Here is an 18,803-nt window from a genome sequence, read left to right on the forward strand (position 1 = left end):
ACTGGGTCATTATGATCGTGCACAGGTTGACGAGTATGTGGCACGGCATCTTCACTATGCAGGAGTAGACCAACAAATCTTTTCTGACGGTGCATTAGATGAAATCCACCGCTATTCCGGAGGGGCCGCAAGGCTCATCAACAAGGTATGTACGCACTGTTTACTTTATGGAGCACAGAACGGACATCGAATTATTGATGATCACATGGTCAAACGGGTGATTGAGGGAGAATTATCATGATTCTCCCTTTTTTCAAATGACACTTGGACAATAGATTCGTCAATTTGCGGACAACTAACGCCGTCACCTTCGGGACGATATACTACGTCATTAACACCACGGAAAGTAATGCTACCTGAGGTTATGCTTTAAAAATACGATCAATTTTTTCAATCTCTTCATTTGTTAACGTTACATTTAATGTTTTTAGGTTGTTTCTCACTTGTTCCGGTCGCTTAGCACCAGGGATTAACACATCGATTGAGTCACGGGTTAAGTACCAAGCGAGAACCACATGGGCTACTTCTGCATGTTTAGCACTAGCAATTTCACGTACTTGCTCTACTTTTTCTAAGTTGCGAACAAAAGCTTCTCCTTGAAATAGGGAGTTTTTTGCACGTCCGTCATTAAATTTCGTGTCTTTATTATAGTTTCCACCTAATAATCCTGCTGCAAGCGGGAAATAAGGGATAAATGAAATGTTATTTTCCGCTGTATATGGTAATAAATCTTTTTCTGCTTCACGTTTAAATAAGTTGTATTCAGATTGCAATACATCTACATAGCCATCTTTATTGGCTTCTTTTAACTGTTCTAAGGAAAAATTAGATACACCAATTGCTCTTATCTTTCCTTCGTCTTTTAATTCTTTTAATGCTCCAACAGCTTCGTCTTTTGGTGTGTTTTCATCCGGAAAATGAATATAAAATAAATCAATATAATCAGTTTGAAGTCGTTTTAAACTACTTTCTACTGCTTCTTTTAAAAAAGCAGGGGAATTATCGAATACAATTTTGCCATTAACGAATTTATGTGCCCCTTTTGTAGCAATTACTATATCTTTGCGATTGCCTTTTTCTTTTAATAGTTCGCCGATTAATTCTTCTGAGCGCTCAGGGCCATAAATGTAGGCTGTATCTAAAAAGTTAATACCATTGTCTAAAGCGGTACGAACCACTTCCTTTCCAGTCTCTTCACTAAGATTCGGATAAATATTATGTCCACCCACAGCATTCGTTCCAAGGCCCATTTTATTTACATATAAATCGGTTTTTCCTATCTGCGTTTGTTCAACCATATTACACAGTCATCTCCTTTATTTAACTCAGTAATATTATAGCAAGTACGAAAGGGAAATAGAAATACCTGGTATGCCAGTCCGGTGCATTTCTGGTTGTCGTACCTGTACAACTGCAATATTTCGGTTTGTTATCATGCTTCCATTAACAAATAAAAGCGTGGCAGGAAAGTGAATTTGGAGAAGAAAATATTAAGACATACTATATTTTTTCTTGGAATGATTGTTGACCTTTTTTTCCTTCTAAAAAAGTATTGGCTTTGTTTCATATTTATTACGTAGTGTTGCTGTCGTAACAGCCCATTGATGGATGAGTTTCTCAATCCTCAATTCATTTTAGTCGCTGGCCGTGCCTACTGGGTTAACTTCAGAATTGATAAAATACGAGAGCTTACTTCTGAACGTCGCGTATGTGCCTTTATTTTAGATGATTCTGTTTATGATCGTGGCCGCAGTAAGAAAGTTGAACTCCTTAGTTGAGTAAGCAATTTTTTAACTTTGAATTGGAGGACAGAAGAAGATATAAAAAAATTGGCAATCCTTTTGGCGTCGTTTGTCGCAGTTGCCCTATTAACGTCCGGCGCTTATGCCGAATCAAAAGGCGATAAGAGGAAAAGCGAAAAGCATGAAATCTCTTCGGGTCGGCCAAACAGCGTAAAATCAGCGAGTGACGAAACGAAAAAAGACAACCTTGACGGTGCGGATGCAAAGCAAGATGATGCGAATGGCACCGACGAAGCAACAGGGACCGTAAGCGACGAAACGGAAAATCAGGCGAAAGAAGAACAAAAAAATCGAAAGCCAAGACAGAAATTAAAAAAGCGATCAAGCAATGGAAAGATGAAATGAAAAAGGTAATCTAAGAAGCAAAACAGGCGGCAAAGGATGAAAAGGAATCAACGGTTACAGGCGATACATACGGGCATAATGGATATATTGGTTTGCAAAAAGTTTGGGAGCGCGTAAAAAATAAACCTGGAGGAAAAGTAATAACGTAATTGCTGGAAGGAAAGTATGGCATTAACGCTGAGCAACCGGGGCAAGCGATTGCCGCTTTGGCCGATGAACTTGACGCCGAAGGGGAGACGGAAATGGCAATTGATCTGCAAAAAGAATTAATAAAAGCTCAAGTGAAAAATCTCGAATTGTACAAAAAGCTGTGACTTATTTTTATTTTGTGAACTCTCCGGAACAGTTTTAGTGATAATTCCTGTTATTTCTTGGTCCCTACTTCCATCAAAAAACCTTAGTGTAATGAAACGTTGATTGTGAAGCGACTCAGATACTATTTATGCAATTTTTTCTGCTTCGTGGAGATTAGTTTTGTTACCTTGCTCATAAACTTTTTCCCCCTCTGAATGCTACCCAATTATAACCGCAAAGGGGGTTGTTTTGTCAATACAGACGAGAGACTCGTAACTTCCAAGTTATTTTGGTTCCAAATAGTACTGTGGGAAATGGTTTGCCCCTTTCCTTCGGCGAGACCAGTATCCTTTGTGATTGAAGCTTGATCGGCAGTGGTACGAGGTGATACGGGGAGTACGATTTGATTTCTCACTCAGGATACGTACAAGGTGGAGATATGTAATTAAGAAAGGAAGCAAGGTTGATCACCGTTGCTTCCTTCCTAATTTTTGGTCAAAATATCCGTCAACCTGAGTCAGCATACACTGTCATTTCTATTCATTATGCGACGTTAGTAACATTGTGAGATTAACTGATGAAGCAGGTTCTTTTTTTAAGTACATACTTATAGCAAAAAGGCCTAATACTCCTCATGCCTTAAATAAATCGTAATAAAGAACAAAATATCCATTTTGTTAGTTTATGAAAATCGGACGATTAATAGTATACCTAATTATAAACCAATAGTACTAAAAAGACACAGTTATTTCAACATAATTAGACAAAAAAATTACTTTAAAGAGAAAATGACTCCAAGGCTTTATTTACCATATCATCATTAATTCCTATATATCTTAAGGTAACAGATGGGCTGGAATGCCCAAAAATATATTGCAGCATCGCTACGTCCTTAAAACGTTGATAAAAATGATATCCGAATGTTTTACGTAATGTATGAGTTCCTATAGACCCTTCAACACTACACGCTTTTGCGGCATCATTGATAATTTGCCAAGCCTGCACACGATGTATCGGTTTTCCTCCTTTTCTGGATGGGAATAAATAATCTGAATCAGCAAAGTTTTTTGTGTATTTTTCGATTTCTTTCCTTAGCGCGTCCGTAATGATGATTTTCCTGGCATTTCCCGTCTTTTTCTCTCTTACCTTCAAATGCTTTGTGTATTTCACATCCAAAACCCTTAAAGGAAGGATGTCACTTATTCTCAGACCGGAATTAATCCCGAAAACAAAAAGAAAATAATCGCGATAAGATTGTGCCAGCAAATAATTTTTTATCTCTTGAATTTTGTCCAAATCACGTATGGGCTCAACTGCATTTGCTCCATGTCTTGCTGTCATTATTTAGAACACCTCATTATCTAGATTCAATACAATGTATAATTCAATATGTTAGATTAAATTTCCTTTTTTATATGGAGTAATACCTAAAAACCCTTATTATCAAGCCTTTTTTTATGCTTTAAAATTTTCATAAAACATAACAAAATGGATATTTTGTTATGTTCAAGGGGGGGTCAAAGTGGAGGAGATTCATGTCAAATTTTTAACCCGATTACTATCGAAGGATTTGGAAACATACCATCATTCCTTGCGCGTGGGAAATATGGCTAAAACCTTTGCTGATCATCTCAACTTTAGTGACGAACAAAAACAAAAATTAATAATCGGATGCTGTCTTCATGACTTCGGAAAAATTTTGATTCCGAACGAAGTGTTAAATAAGGAAGGATCGTTGACCTCGAAGGAATGGGAGGTAATAAAACTTCATTCCATCTATGGGAATAAGGTTGTTGGTGGTGGAAGGAGACATCGACGAAGAGATTATCAATGTTGTGCAGTTTCATCATGAGCGGATAGATGGGTTGGGATATCCGTTTGGATTGAAGGGTGATGAAATCCTGTTTTTGCCAAGATTGCTCAATCATCGACTCTTACGACAGCATGCTATCGAATCGAGCGTACCGCAAGGGAACCACTCCTTTAAAGGCAAGGGCAGAACTTTTGAAATGGTGTAATACACCATTTGATGAATTTTATGTTCAGGAGTTCTTAAATCTATCGGAACACTTGCTTGAAACGAGAGACAAAATGGAATGTGGAGTTCCGGAAGCTTTAGCACCTATTGCTATATAAACACATCAGGGGAGGGCGATGATCTTAATCTCATCCGAAAACGTCTACATAATTTAAAACATTAAGGTTAATATTGATAGTCATTCTACGGTACGAAGGTTTTTTCCATAAACCGTAAAATCAAAAACGAGGACTACATATGCAACAGATTACTGATGAAGAATTATTAAAGTTATTAAAGAACAGTGAAAGCGAATTGTATACATTAGCCGAAATTCATAAAACATTAATCCGAAGCAATATTCAGACGACCATAGATGAAATGCGCAAAAGGGTTTATTCATTATTTCGTGATGGGTATTTGGGAAATGAGCAAACGGGAGATGGAGTGAATGTATACTACATCATTTATTGCCCGGAGCAATAATGTTTGCAAGCGATCCGAAGGCTTAACAAAAGAAACAATTTGAACCGAGTATCAATGATTTGTCCAACAAAAGGGCTGGTACAACAGCAAATATAAAACCAGGAGGCTCTATATTTATGGAAAAGAAACTTGCAAAACCGGCTGGCTCTCAAGTTCATGGGGGCGCACAACTATCTGTTCAGGCTGATCAGATCGAAAAAAAGAGAGAGTTTGCAAGAAAGCAGGCTCTCGACAAGGTGAAGGCCAGAACATTGGCGAAACAGCAGCAGTTGGCTGAGAGGATCGCAACCGCGACCGAGCAGCTTGCCGCAGGGATCGAAGAAGCCAGCAGCGCGGCAGAAGAACTCAGCGCAAACGCTGGACAAATTGCAAAAGGCGCAAATGAAGCTTCGTCGGCGGCAGAGGAATCAAGGGCTGCCATCAACCAGATCGAAAAGGCATCCGTTGTTGCGGACAAAAACGCTAAGGAATCGCTCCAGCTTGTGAATGGCGCAAAAGAACTCATAGAGAATACTTCCAACGACATAGAAATCCTGATCAAAGGCATACAGAATGCTGCAGATACTAACATAGAGTCGGTCAAACTGGTGGGAGAATTGGAAAAGCAGTCGGATGAAATCGGGAATATCGTACAGGCTGTAGTGAGAATAGCCGATCAGACCAATCTATTGGCCTTAAATGCCGCGATCGAGGCTGCCAGGGCCGGCGAGCATGGTAGGGGATTTGCCGTGGTTGCCGACGAAGTCAGAAATCTTGCTGAAATATCGGAGAAATCTGCTAGAAATATCAGAGAATTGGTTGCTGAGATTCAAAACAATGTAAAAATCGTCGTCAGCGATATTGAAAACGCCGGTAATGCCGCCAGTGAAGAGGTGGAAAAAGCAAAAAATACGACTGCAAATCTTGTGAAAATCAACGAGGAAATTGTTGTTGTACAGAAAGGAGTTGCCGAAATATCCCAAAATGCTGTTGATGCGAACAAGGGGGCCTCTGAATTTCTCACCATTGTCGAACAAGTTGCAGCGGCAGCGGAACAGCAAAGCAGCGCCGCCGAGGAAGTGGAAAAATCCTTACAGATGCAAAATAAAGCTTTCGATGAGTTGAATGCGGCCGCGTCCGAATTGGCCCAGATGGCTGAAGATCTGAAGGTATCTACAGATGCCCAAAAGTCATCCGAGGCCCTTGCCGCCGCAGCTCAGGAATTGGCCGCCAACGTGGAGGAGGCAAATTCCACATCCAGTGAAATTATGAAGGCGATGGAGCAGATTGCCACGGGTGCAGAGATGCAAGCGGAACTCGCTGAAAAGTCTTTGCTGGTTGCAGAAAAACTGGTTGTGGCGTCAAAACAAATGAATGAAAGGGCATCGGTCTCCACAGAAAAAGTGGCGGAGTTGCAAAAAATAATTGAGAGCAATAAGATCTCGGTGGACGATATGATTACCGGAATTTCAGCTTCGGCTGATGCAAGTTTGGTTGCCGCCAGAAACATCAAAAATCTGGAAGAAACCATTCGTAAAATTGATAAGATTGTCGATACGATTGTCAATGTGACCATTCAGACCAATATGCTGGCGGTAAACGGGTCTATCGAAGCGGCCAGGGCAGGAGAGTTTGGAAGAGGATTTTCTGTAGTCGCCGGTGACATACGGACCCTTGCCAATGAATCAGCAGAGAATACGGATAAAATCAAGGACCTGGTAAGAGGAATCCAAAGTCAGATACAGAGAGTTGCGGCGGACATTGATGTTTCCAGCAGGACTGCGTTTGCCGAAGTGGAGAAGGTTAAGAAGGTGACTCATAACCTGAATGTGGTTATGGAAAGTATGATGGATATTAATGTGGCAACAAAAGAAGTGGAAAAAGGTTCGGAAGAATCGCTGGTTGCTTTGGAACAGGCAAGAAAAGGCGTGGAACAGATTGCAACCGCCGCCCAAGAGGCCAACAGGGCTACGCAGGAGGCATCAAATGCAGCAACCGAACAGGCAAAAGGAATGCAGGAACTGGCCGAAGCGATTGAGGAAATATCCGGACTTGCCGATGAACTTCAAAATCTATAACGGGTGGGAGGAGATGTTGTGGTATCTTCCGAAAAAAATGCAAGTATTAACGAGCGCCAGTTGGTTACCTTCCATCTTGGAGATGATGAATTCGGGGCGGACATTATGAATGTGAAAGAAATCGTGAGAGTTCCGGAAATCACCAGGGTGCCGAATGCTTTGAATTACATCGAGGGAGCCTGCAATTTGAGAGGCAATGTCTTGCCCATCATCGATGGAAGAGCCAGATTCAATATGGTAAAGAAAGAAAAGGAGGAGAATAGCAGGGTATTGGTCATTGATGTAAACGGGAAAGCAACCGGAGTCATTGTGGACAGAGTGTCCGAAGTCATTCGTGTGAGTACTTCAGACATTGAGGACCCACCGAAGATCGTAAAAAATATGGATGCAGACTATTTGAACGGGATCGTCAAGCTGGACAACGGGGACCGGTTGATCATGTTTCTGGACATTGTCAAAGTGGTTCATGGCGATGGAGGGGCAGAGCCTCAAACGAGCGAAAAAGACGCCATGGGCGAATCCTTTTTGAAGAGCAGTGACAATTCATCGCTGGATGCTGCAGGCGATGAGCAACTAGTATCGTTTTTGCTCGGTAAAGAAGAGTACGCGATCGGGATCATGCAGGTCAAAGAAATTATACGCGTGCCTGAAATTATGAAGGTTCCAAATTGCGAAGCCTATGTGGACGGTGTTGTATCCATCAGGAAAAACCTTCTTCCTATCATTAATTTGAGAAGATATTTTGGTATGGAGTCCAAGGGGATCACCGACCATACAAGAATTCTGGTTGTAGATATGGGAGGCTTTACGGCTGGAATGATCGTGGACAAGGTATCCGAGGTTTTAAGGGTGCCTGCCGGCATGATTCAGTCCCCTCCAAGATTTTCTGCACAAAGAGGGGAGCAGCTTAAGGGAGTGGCCAAGCTGGACAACGGCAAACGTCTGATCATGATGCTTGAGCCATCAAAAATTATATCTGCCGATGCGTACAGGATGATCAGCGACCTAAAAGGTGCATCACAGGAGAACGACGACGAGATGAAAAGCATAGAAAGACAGATGATGGAAGAGGAACAGTTGGTTGCCTTCAAAATTGACAATGAAGAATACGGGATAAAAATTAAGGAAGTGCAGGAAATCAATCGAATGACCGAAGTAACCAAAATACCCCGGGCTCCCCATTACATTGACGGTATCGTGAATTTGCGTGGGAACATCATTCCTGTGCTCGATTTAAGAAAGTTTTTCGGACTTTCTGAAAAAGGAATAACTGATGCTGCGAGGATCATCATTGTGGACTCGGCCGGCGCAAAAACCGGAATCATTGTGGATTCGGTATCGGAAGTACTGAGATTTGAAAAGGCATTGATTGAGTCGCCGCCGGAACTATTGAGCAACGGTATTGACAGCAGTTATGTAGAGGGTGTAGGCAAACTCAATGAAGGGAAAAGGATGGTATTGATCCTTCGCCTAAATAAAGTACTGGATTTTGAGAAGATTTCAGCGTAATGTTACTTGTTATGTCTCAGGCAAGTTGTTTTTTGTCTTGGGGTCATTCCTATGTTTCCAGTATTCCTGCAGGTGATTGTTATGAAACACAGGATAAAAGTTTTAATTGTAGATGATTCCGCTTTGATGAGAAAAGCATTGCGGGAAATTATCATAACGGATGAGGCACTTGATTTAGTGGGCGTGGCCAGGGACGGAAAGGATGCAATCGAAAAAGTCAAGGAATTAAAACCGGATGTTATCACCATGGACATCAATATGCCCGAAATGGACGGATTAACGTCCATGCGGTATATACTGGACGATCACCCCGAAATACCGGTTATCATCATCAGTTCATTGACGCAGGAGGGAGCATTTACCACCTTTGAGGCTTTGGCGCTGGGTGCCTTTGATTTTGTGGCCAAACCTTCCGGAACAGTGTCTTCGAACATACATGTTGTCGGAAGGGAGATTATCAAAAAGGTAAAACTCGCCTATAAATACGCCAGTCGAAGGAGTCTTAAGGCAAGGGTCAGAATCAAAAATTCCTTTTCCACAAAAAGGGCATCTGAAACTCTGGAAAAACCCGGCGCGGTTCGGACCAATGAATTGTCCAAGGTCGTGGTGATTGGCGTATCCACGGGCGGGCCGGGAACATTGATGGAAGTTTTGCCCATGCTGCCATCTGATCTGAAGGCTGCACTGATCGTTGTGCAGCATATGCCGCCGACATTTACATCATCTTTTGCCAAAAGACTAGGGAAAGCTTGTCCTTTTCCGTTTAAAGAAGCGGAAGCCGGCGATGTGTTGGTCGACGGAAGAGGGTATCTGGCCCCCGGAGGATACCAGTTGCTTGTTCATAAGACTGGCCGAATGCTGCGGCTTTCGGCCAGCCCTGTGACGCAGTTTATGCCCAGTGTGAACGTGACCATGGAATCCGTGCTGAGGGCATATAGCGGAAAAAATGTAATAGGCGTCCTTATGACCGGTATGGGTGATGACGGAGCCGATTCCATGGTGAAAATTAAAGAGGCCGGAGGAGTAACCATTGCGGAAGATGAATCCACGGCGATTGTTTTTGGGATGCCAAGGGCGGCCATTGAAAGGGGAGGAGCTGAGATCGTCGTTCCTTCTTACCGGATAGCCGACGAAATCATCAAGGCTGTTTGTCGAATATGCGATTAAGGAATACGACGGCATAATCATAAAACTGCCACTGGCAGCTTCGTGAGGGCGGTAGAATATGGATCTATTGTATGTTACATATATTGAGGAAACGGAAGAATTGCTTCAGAAAGCTGAAGAATGCCTGATCAGGTTGGAGGCTGAGTACTCAACTGACGATATTAACGGTTTATTCAGAATGTTCCATTCCATCAAGGGTTCTTCTCAAATGATCGGATATGAGGACATAGGCAACCTGACGCATAAGATGGAAGATATGCTTGATATTGTCCGAAAGGGTCGAATTGACCTTGACGGTAAAATCCTGCAATTGTGTTTTCGCGGGTTGGATCATGTCAAAAGATTGTTTGAGTCAAAAAAAAACATGAATGCCTTCGGCGACAACGCAGATTTCATTCAAACTTCCTTGGTATTGGAAAGAGAAATTGACCAAATTCTGAAAGCCAATTCTGAAACGGGAAGTGACAGGAAGGAAACGTCCCCGGGAGACGGAATAATCACTGCCTTAAAGGAAAGTAAGCAAACAGGAAAAAATCGGTACTGCATCTATATTTCTTTCAGCGATGATATTCCAATGATTTCCCCCGTTCTGTTTATGATTTTTAACAATATCAAAGACATTGGTTCGCTCGTGTATACCAATGTATCTGACGGGGATATCTATGAAGCGTCTGTAGACCTCAATATTTCCGCTCCGTTCATGATCATGGATTCGGATTTAGAGGCAGCCGAACTGTATACGTATTTTGATCTGATGTATGTGAAAAAGATAGCCATTTCTGACATCTCAGAGCATCAAATGTTGAAGCAAGCTATACCGCATGATCGGGACAGCCGCAGGTTTTTTGAAAATTTTTTTCAAGAGTACCCGAAACTGTATCCGGTCCTGTTTCATCATCCCAACTCCTTCGATAAAGCCGTTTATACTGAATTTATCCATGAGTGGTATAAAAAAATTTTTGAAGTGGTAAGTCCTATTTTGTTTCATGCAACAGGACAAAGTCTGAAACAGGAAATAGAAACATTTTATGATTGGTGTCTACATGCGATTGGCGGAACATTGGCGCCGGATTTCCCCTGCAAAAAGTACCTTGAACTATTCGAGATGGTTTACGGTTATGTTCGGGGGCGATTTTTTTATAAAATTTTCAAAGCAAAAAATGACCATTTCATAGACGGTCTTGCCGAATTTATTGAACGAATGGACAAATCAAGCACACGCGAATTTTTACTTGACTTGAGCGGGCTCGAAATGATCCATGAACATGAATTGAAAAGCTTGATCGAGTTGAAAAGGCGTCTGAGTGACATGGGGATTGTCGTGAGTGTCATTATTGATAACCCTTCGCGAAGAAGACTTATCAATATATTTGATTCGATTCGAACGATTGAAAAGTTCGAGTGGTTCGAAACGGAAGTGGACGCAGCGCTGGGGGAAAACATTACTTCAATGGTAAATTTATTGGAGGATGATGAAATGAGCGGATACCGCATCATGATTTTGGATGATGAAACGGAGATATTGGATCTACTTAAAAAAAATTTCCAATCGGCTGGTTATACACAAATCGAGACATACATTGACCCTGCAACTGCTCTGGAAATGTTTAAAAAGAGGAAGTATCACATCGTTCTTGCGGATATTAACATGCAGGAGATCGACGGTATAGAATTTCTAAATAAGGTTAAGGATTATGATCCCATGACGCAAGTGATTATCATGACAGGCTGTTCGACCATGGACAGGATATTGACTTGCCTGGAGCTTGGCGCGAATGATTATATTTTAAAACCTTTCAAAAGCTACGATTATGTATTGGAAGTCGTGGATGATTCGATAAAAAAATTGGAAAGATGGAGAGAAGCGATTAAAGGGATGATTGCAACCTCCTGAAGAAATCGGTGGTGAAATGGTATTGTCCGATGAGTTGTACGATAAATTCGTGAAAATGGTTTATAAAAAAACGGGCATCTTTTATGAACACAATAAAAAGTATTACGTCCAGAAAAGGATAGAAAAACGGGCGGAAATGATCGGAATGGGCAGTATTAACGATTATTACCGCATGTTGAAGTTTTCCAAAGATTCAACCGAATTTGATAGGTTGATCAATGATCTTACAATAAATGAAACTTATTTTTTCCGGGACTATCCGCAGCTCAGGAATTTCGCTGAAAACGTGCTTCCCATTGTTGTAAGAGAAAAGAAAAAGAACAACGACAGAAATATCAAAATCTGGAGCGCCGCATGTTCCACAGGAGAGGAACCGTATACCTTATCCATCATTCTTCAGGAAATGCTTGATGAACCTGAAAAATGGAATTTGCAAATTGTTGCCTCGGATATCAATACGGATGTGATTCACTCTGCAAAGATCGGTTTGTATGAATACAGGTCTGTCAGGGATGTGCCCCCTGAATATTTGGAAAAGTACTTTACTAAAAAGCATGAATCGTATCAGGTGAACCCTAACGTTAAAAAGCTGGTCAAATTTATGAAAATCAATCTGGTGGATTTGGTCGCCGTAAGTGATATTACTGGCTGTGACTTTATATTTTGCAGAAACGTCCTCATCTACTTTGATGACGAATCAAGAAAGGCGGTTTTATCCGATTTTTACAGAGGCTTAAATCCCGGGGGCATCATTTTTTTGGGTCATTCCGAATCTGTCGGAAGGATCTCCTCGGCATATCACATGCAGAGGATTGGAGACACCATCGTCTATTTCAAACCGAAATGATCAAACAAACGGGTTGCGTCTGCGTCAAGGATTTGCCATTCCGTTTTTGCTAGTGAAACCGTTGTGGGCATTGATGATGTGTGAGGCATTTTGGGGCGAATTGGGAGAGTGTGTAATATGAGCAGCTATACTATTGGTCTCGAGGATATTGAACTATTGAGGATGCTTCTGGATGAGTGGAAGGCAAGTCAGGAAGGTCTTGAAAAAAGGATTCTCCAGCTCGAGGTTTGCCCTGATGACCTTGAATTGGCAAATGACATATGTAATAGAATTCATAGTATCAAAAGAGGTTCCTCCTTTGCAGGGGTGGTTTTTTTAACAAAGCTCTGTCATGAAATTGAAACTGTACTGGATGCAATTCGAAAGAAAAACATTGAGGTTGATGCCGATCTTATTGACCATGTTCTGACCAGCGTTGATTTATTAAGCAATCATATTTCCCGGTTAATCCAGAAAGTCCATGAGTATGATTCGTCAAATGAAGGTGCAGAACTGGTTATAGACTTTAATGAAGAAAAAAGAATAGATGAAATTGTTAGGAAAATAAATACACTCTTTGAAAAACACAAGCAGAAAAAAACACAATTAATGAAGCGATTGGACGAGGATGAAGCCACAAAAATAGAGATATTGCAGTCCCAGGAGTTTGCAAGAAAATTATCCAAGGATGTAAAGGAACAGTTCCTGTTTGAGACCTATGAGCATATTGATAGAATCGAAAATCAGTGTTTGATCAAACTGGATAAAGAAGAAAACAATCGTAACGCCATCAACGAACTGTTCAGGGCTGTTCACAGCATCAAAGGCGGAACGGGCCTGTTTATCGCAACGGAGCCGAAAGAAAGTCCCGATTTTGCGGTCGTCAAGGATTTTTCCAATGTTGTGCATAGTTTTGAAAACCTGCTTGAACTTATTCGGGATCGGGAAATCCACTTTGATGAGAACATATCGTCCTTATGTTACGAGACCGTTGACTACCTGAAAGCTTCATTGGAATCGGTGGCGCTGGAAAACGGTGGGTCAATACCTAATGCAGAAATTTTGGGTAAAATTAGTCATTGCATATCATACATCAAGTCCTTGCCTGATCGGAAAATTGGTTTAGATTCGCAGCCCGAATCCGGAAAACAAGATCAGAGTCAGAATCAAATGCAGAAAGCCGCTTTGACGCAAAGTATGCAGAGTATAAGAGTAAGCCAGGACAAGCTTGACAAGATGATGAATATGATTTCCGAATTGCTGATAGCGAAAAATGCCTTTATGCATATTGCCTCCAAATTAAATGCAGAGTATGAACTTCCGGAGATTTCAAAGGAAGTTAAAGGGGTAGGGTTTTCAATCAGTAGGATATCGGATGAATTACAAAATGCCATCATGTCCATGAGAATGGTCGAAGTAAAGACGGTGTTTCAAAAAATGCCCCGAATCATTCGCGATATTTCACAAAGTACCGGCAAGAAGATGGAATTGATGATGGAAGGTGAAAGTACGGAGATTGACAAAACGATTGTCGAGCAGATCAGTGACCCGATTGTTCATTTGATTCGAAACGCGGCTGACCATGGTATTGAGAATCCGGAAGGCAGAAGGAGGAAGGGGAAAAGCGAAACAGGAAAGATTGTGTTGAGGGCATACCATAAAAACAAACATGTGTATATTGAGATTGAAGATGACGGAAAGGGAATGGATGTACAGGTTCTCAAAAAGAAAGCCATTGATAAAGGCTTTATCACCATGGAAGATGCGGAAAAAATGACGAAAGGCCAGTTGACCAATCTGATCTTTTTGCCTGGATTCAGTACGGCGAGTCAAATTACTGAAGTCTCAGGCCGCGGGGTCGGAATGGATATTGTGAAGAGCAATATCGAGAAAATCAATGGCAACATTATGATCGAGAGCGAAGTTGATAAGGGTACAAAGATGGTCATACAGCTTCCGCTTACGCTTGCCGTTTCAAGGGGGCTGACGGTCAACGTTTCAAACGAGACTTATATTATTCCGATCGATTACATTTCCGAGACCGTAAAGATCAATACGAGCGATATTCATAAATACAATGAAAAGTATTTTGTACATCTTAGAGGGAATGTTATTGGAATTGAATGGCTGAGCAAGCTGTTATTGCTGGGCGAAAGAAACATGAATCATGAAGAATTAAATACAGTCATCATTTCCAATGGATCGGAAAAATTCGGCATTATCGTGGATAAGCTAAAAAATGAACAGGAATTTGTCATGAAAACGTTGGATGGGCACCTGGCGGGTATACTCGGTATTTCCGGCTCCACCTTGCTGGGCAACGGACAGGTTGTATTAATAGTGAATCCTGTAGATATTATACAAATGGCGAAAAAATAGAGTAATGGCGATAGGTAATGTTAGAAGCGCGTTGGCCCAGAAGAAAAATAAAGCGGATTTGCAATCTTTTTGCGGGAGGGCAATATGAATGAAAAAATGGTAAAGTATGCCGTTTTTAATAACAAGGGAGGAGTAGGTAAGAGCACGATTGCTGTACATATTGCTCACGGTCTTGCTCTTGACGGATATAAGGTATTATTGGTTGATATGGACGGGCAGAACGATGCAAGTCTTTTTCTTGGTTTTACTTTGCAAGATTATAAAAAAACATTTTACAATCTCATTGACGAAAGAAGAAATACCAAGCTTGAGGAATGCCTTATCCATGCCAGGGATAATCTGGATTTATTGCCTTCCGGTTCAATTGACCTGATGAATACGGAGTTGTTCAGGGTGTCGAGAATTGACCTGGTCTTGGAAGAAAAACTGAACGATCTTAAATCTTTTGGCTACGATTTCGTGATTATTGACTGCGGGCCTCAGCGAAGCAAGGTGAATGATGCAGTCTTGTGTTATGTCGATGGAATCATCATACCCGTCCAGCTGCAAGCTGCATCCGTTAGAGCTGTAGGGAACATTTACGAATATCTTTCGGATATGAGGCTGAATTCCGGTATGATAAAGCTGATTGTACCCAACATGTTTGATCAGAGAACCAACGACTCGAAAGAAAACTTAAAGTTAATGAAGGAATTTATTGCGGACGATCATCTACTGACCGAACCCATACATCGCAGGGTAAAGATTGCAGAGGCCGGAAAACTGGGAAAAACTGTTTTTGAATATGATGATGAATCTGCTCGGCAGTTTCTGAGCATCGTTAAAAAGGTGATAAGCAGATATGCCCAGGAAGAGTGATCGTAAAAAAGACCAAACGAATTTGGAAAAGATGAAAAATGAAATGATACGAAAGAAGGAGAAGGCGGAAAAAGCATCGGTTGCCGGGCAGCATGACGAGTCAACGGTTATTCTCCAAGGAGAAGTTAGAGAGGGAACACAGTCATCCCGTCTGAAAGAAGCTCTTTTAGTGCGGCAGGTGCATGCAAGTGAAAACGAGTGGTCGGGTGAAGCAGTCCGAGATGACGCGTTTGATGTTCAAAGTTGCATCCGAGAAGAGGATGGACAAAGCAACGATATAAACAAGCCAAACATCGGAGTGATGACGTTAACTGAGGGAGATTTTCGCAACCCGGAAAATGATGAAGTCTTACATAACGATGAGATTGATAATCTTGATCTTGTTGTTTTCTGGGTGGGAGCCGAACAGTTTGCGTTTAGGCTGGTGAATGTAAAAGAAATCATAAAGGTTGATAAAATAAAGAGGGTTCCCCATGCCCCTGCAAATGTCGCAGGGTTGTGCAGCCTAAGGGGCAGCATCCTGCCAGTTGTCGACATTCGCAGGTGTTTACATATGCCGGAGAAGGAATACAATGATGACAGCAGGATCATCGTTGCCGACATTCATGGCAGGAATGTAGGGATTATAACCGATGGGATTTCAGAAGTGATCAGCATAAAAGCCTCATCCATTTTGGAGCCGCCAGCTAATATAAAGCATAATCAAAGCAGGAATATTATCGGTATTGTATTGGGAGACAATGGAAGAAGTATCATTATGGTCTTAGATGTGGAGAACGTTGTGAAATTTGAGCAGATGGAAAAGGATTTTTTAAGCGACAAGACATCGGATCGTGATGGGTCTTTTTCTCCAGCATCACATCATGGGGATGAAGCAGAGTTGGTCATTTTCTACATCAACGATGAGCAATATGCCCTTGATGTTAGGAATGTTAAAGAAATCCTGCGATATGTTGAGCTTTTGAAAGTTCCCAATTCTCCATATTATGTGGAAGGTGTTGTGTCTGTAAGGAACAATCTTCTTGCGGTAATCAATCTGGCAAAACTTTTTGGCGCAGAACATCACGGCGTTTATGAAACTACCAGAATTATTGTTGCGGATGCCGGCGATTTCTCCTATGGAGTTATTGTCGATAAAGTGTCGGAAGTGGCACGTGTTCCAAGAAAACTTTTTTACAAACCTTTCGACATAGTCAAAAATGCTGAAAAGCAGTTTATACGTGAATTTGCCAATTTAAGCAATGGGAAACAGGTTGTTATGATCCTTGATCCGCGCAAATTAGCATCCCTGAACAATTTACGCGCGATTAACTTCGATCATCTGACATGCGGCGCAAGCGGAAACGTTATGATTAACGAAGAAATGCCGGAGAATCAATTTTTAGATCAGGAGCAGATTGTAGCTTTTAAAGTTGATAATGAAGAATATGGTATAAGAATCAATTATGTTTGTGAAGTTAATAGAATGGATGAAATTTACAGTTTCCCAGGAGCTCCTGATTTCATTGATGGAATGGTAAACCTAAGGGGAGATATCATACCTGTTTTAAATTTGAGAGCATTTTTTGGAAAATCCTTAACAAACAAGAGTGCCCTTTCCATGCTTTTGGTTGTTGAATACAAAAAACAACGGATAGGTTTAATGATTGATTCTGTTACAGAAGTCGTCAGGGTGAATAAGGATCTTCTTGAAGAGACTACCCGGGCGTTAGAAGCCGAAAACAAAAAGAAATTTATCCATCATATTGGAAAATTGAACGAAGGGAAAAGGCCCATTCTGATTATTGATCTGACGGCTGTCCTTGATTTTGTCATCGGACAATAGCAAGGGAAATTGCTTATTTTAAAATGAAGCCTAACTGAGACTGGATAGCAATTGCGGGGAAAGATTCAAAGCGGTTTCTGCCATAGAAGAGATGATGGCATCGTAGCAATCACTTGCTTAATTGGTAATGATTGCAAGTAACGTGTGTATGTTTATGATTTGATAGCAAGGAGGCTCTAAATATGGGAGAGGAAAAGGAAATTCTCACACCGGAGGAAATCGAGGAAATCATCCGCCAATTGGAAGTTGATTGTCCAGAGTTAGTAAATCCCAGACAAACCGAAAAATCAGATAAGGCGGGAGCAGAGTAATTGAACTGTAAAACATTCACCAAACCGCTTGAAGCTATGGATACAAAAGGTTTGTCTTTTGAATAACACCACGTTTGAACAATAATAAGTCAATATGAGCAGTATGTATGATTTGTGGATAGTATGTATTGAAACGGCGCAAAGATTTTATCGTAATGGCGAGCACAAAAAAGGGGCAGATCCATCGAGGAGTACCTGTCAGGATTAGCTCGTCAGGATCAAGACGAAATGCCTATGGGCCAGAAAAAGGATGATTCAGATCCGCCTCCGTCGCCATCCACAGGATCCGCTTCAAAGACGACACGACGACAAGAAGAGGCGGTCCATGAAGACTTTCACGGCAAGAAGTTTTCTAATGCGACACACCGAAGTGTAACAGATGCGGACGCCCGGTTATATAAGAAGAGCAAAGGACAGGAAGCCTATTTATGTTATTTGGTACACAACGTCATCGATGTGACTTCCGGTGTCATTTTGTCGACGCAGGTCAGTATGGCTTCGGGGTACGGCGGAACGGGAAATCAGCCTTCAGCAACAACTATTGAATTCAAAGATGATGTTGAGATGCAACGTTTCAAACTATGCAACGAGCAAAAAGAAGACTGATAATGAAAAACTGGATAGAGTTAGGGAAGGAAGAAGAAAGCACAAACGTGCTGAAGAAATGAACTAGATAACGGAGAGAGAATATGTTGCGATTTCAGTATTTAAAAGCGCTGATTAAGTGCTTTTTTTAACGTTAAAGAAAGTATATGTTGCTTTACAGTGTTAAAGCAACATATACTTTCCTCCATGGGTCACCTGAGAAAAACTCGCGGGAGTGTGCCGAACGTTGCTTTTTCGATGTGGAGCGTGTGGCCGGAAGGTCGATCAGACCGACAATTGTCTCCATCCTTGAGGTACCCGGATGTTTTGTCGGTCCGACCTTCCGGTCACTAAGCGGCCGTTTCGCTTCCCTGCAGAAAAAGGACGAGCGGCAACGCCCGCGAGTTTTTCTTATTTTGGTGTATACGATAAATAATGTTCTCCACCA

At 41.5% G+C, this 18,803-nt stretch carries 18 protein-coding genes and 2 pseudogenes; 17 read left to right on the forward strand and 3 right to left on the reverse strand.

From position 1 onward, the window contains the following. Positions 1-241, forward strand: a pseudogene (locus tag H525_RS0111795) (AAA family ATPase); the annotation flags it as partial. A gap of 121 nt (positions 242-362) precedes the next feature. Here the strand turns inward: H525_RS0111795 and H525_RS0111800 are convergent. After that, a complete protein-coding gene (locus H525_RS0111800; protein WP_027416394.1) occupies positions 363-1,298 on the reverse strand; it encodes an aldo/keto reductase in 936 nt (311 codons plus the stop codon). 543 nt (positions 1,299-1,841) lie between these two features. Between H525_RS0111800 and H525_RS0111805 the strand changes: the two genes are divergently transcribed. Continuing rightward, positions 1,842-2,147, forward strand: coding sequence for a hypothetical protein (locus tag H525_RS0111805; RefSeq protein WP_211237003.1), 306 nt, complete (start codon positions 1,842-1,844; stop codon positions 2,145-2,147). A 149-nt stretch (positions 2,148-2,296) separates the two neighbouring features. Beyond that, positions 2,297-2,461: a hypothetical protein gene (locus H525_RS27310; RefSeq protein WP_155837244.1), complete on the forward strand. Its 165-nt coding sequence runs from the start codon at positions 2,297-2,299 to the stop codon at positions 2,459-2,461. A 757-nt stretch (positions 2,462-3,218) separates the two neighbouring features. Here H525_RS27310 and H525_RS0111815 read toward each other — a convergent pair. After that, a complete protein-coding gene (locus H525_RS0111815; RefSeq protein WP_027416396.1) occupies positions 3,219-3,782 on the reverse strand; it encodes a site-specific integrase in 564 nt (187 codons plus the stop codon). A 265-nt stretch (positions 3,783-4,047) separates the two neighbouring features. On the opposite strand from H525_RS0111815, the gene H525_RS28620 reads away from it, so the two are divergent. From H525_RS28620 to H525_RS0111875, 14 genes and pseudogenes are all read left to right on the forward strand, one after another. Beyond that, positions 4,048-4,293, forward strand: coding sequence for an HD-GYP domain-containing protein (locus H525_RS28620; protein ID WP_245590475.1), 246 nt, complete (start codon positions 4,048-4,050; stop codon positions 4,291-4,293). After that, a complete protein-coding gene (locus H525_RS28625) occupies positions 4,220-4,459 on the forward strand; it encodes an HD domain-containing phosphohydrolase (RefSeq protein WP_027416397.1) in 240 nt (79 codons plus the stop codon). Before H525_RS28620 ends, H525_RS28625 begins: the two co-directional genes overlap by 74 nt. 257 nt (positions 4,460-4,716) lie before the next feature. After that, complete coding sequence (locus H525_RS0111825; RefSeq protein ID WP_027416398.1) at positions 4,717-4,944, forward strand: hypothetical protein; 228 nt, start codon at positions 4,717-4,719, stop codon at positions 4,942-4,944. Between the two features lie 116 nt (positions 4,945-5,060). After that, positions 5,061-5,906 (forward strand): annotated as a pseudogene (locus H525_RS29530) (methyl-accepting chemotaxis protein); the annotation flags it as partial. Between the two features lie 96 nt (positions 5,907-6,002). Beyond that, the gene (locus H525_RS29535) at positions 6,003-7,001 is read left to right on the forward strand and encodes a methyl-accepting chemotaxis protein (RefSeq protein WP_425387689.1); all 999 of its coding nucleotides are present in this window, start codon (positions 6,003-6,005) and stop codon (positions 6,999-7,001) included. An 18-nt stretch (positions 7,002-7,019) separates the two neighbouring features. Then, positions 7,020-8,510: a chemotaxis protein CheW gene (locus H525_RS23805; RefSeq protein WP_051330992.1), complete on the forward strand. Its 1,491-nt coding sequence runs from the start codon at positions 7,020-7,022 to the stop codon at positions 8,508-8,510. Between the two features lie 81 nt (positions 8,511-8,591). Continuing rightward, positions 8,592-9,677: a protein-glutamate methylesterase/protein-glutamine glutaminase gene (locus H525_RS0111840; protein WP_027416400.1), complete on the forward strand. Its 1,086-nt coding sequence runs from the start codon at positions 8,592-8,594 to the stop codon at positions 9,675-9,677. Positions 9,678-9,735: 58 nt separating this feature from the next. Further along, entirely contained in the window at positions 9,736-11,571 is a 1,836-nt protein-coding gene (locus tag H525_RS25610; protein WP_051330993.1) for a response regulator, read from the forward strand. Beyond that, complete coding sequence (locus tag H525_RS0111850) at positions 11,558-12,418, forward strand: CheR family methyltransferase (RefSeq protein ID WP_245590472.1); 861 nt, start codon at positions 11,558-11,560, stop codon at positions 12,416-12,418. The genes H525_RS25610 and H525_RS0111850 overlap by 14 nt, the downstream gene beginning before the upstream one ends. Before the next feature lie 117 nt (positions 12,419-12,535). After that, complete coding sequence (locus H525_RS25615) at positions 12,536-14,776, forward strand: chemotaxis protein CheW (RefSeq protein WP_027416402.1); 2,241 nt, start codon at positions 12,536-12,538, stop codon at positions 14,774-14,776. Between the two features lie 84 nt (positions 14,777-14,860). Continuing rightward, positions 14,861-15,634, forward strand: coding sequence for a ParA family protein (locus H525_RS0111860; RefSeq protein ID WP_211237004.1), 774 nt, complete (start codon positions 14,861-14,863; stop codon positions 15,632-15,634). Then, entirely contained in the window at positions 15,618-17,459 is a 1,842-nt protein-coding gene (locus tag H525_RS0111865; protein WP_027416404.1) for a chemotaxis protein CheW, read from the forward strand. The genes H525_RS0111860 and H525_RS0111865 overlap by 17 nt, the downstream gene beginning before the upstream one ends. Positions 17,460-17,641: 182 nt before the next feature. Next, positions 17,642-17,770, forward strand: a complete 129-nt coding sequence (locus H525_RS29000) for a hypothetical protein (protein WP_281172612.1) — start codon at positions 17,642-17,644, stop codon at positions 17,768-17,770. 234 nt (positions 17,771-18,004) lie between these two features. Further along, positions 18,005-18,376: a hypothetical protein gene (locus H525_RS0111875; protein ID WP_211237005.1), complete on the forward strand. Its 372-nt coding sequence runs from the start codon at positions 18,005-18,007 to the stop codon at positions 18,374-18,376. 154 nt (positions 18,377-18,530) lie between these two features. Here the strand turns inward: H525_RS0111875 and H525_RS29005 are convergent, their stop codons facing one another. Then, a complete protein-coding gene (locus H525_RS29005; RefSeq protein WP_281172613.1) occupies positions 18,531-18,662 on the reverse strand; it encodes a hypothetical protein in 132 nt (43 codons plus the stop codon). Positions 18,663-18,803: the final 141 nt, after the last annotated feature.

Origin of the sequence: Aneurinibacillus terranovensis DSM 18919, assembly GCF_000430625.1 — a bacterium.
Classification (GTDB): domain Bacteria; phylum Bacillota; class Bacilli; order Aneurinibacillales; family Aneurinibacillaceae; genus Aneurinibacillus_B; species Aneurinibacillus_B terranovensis.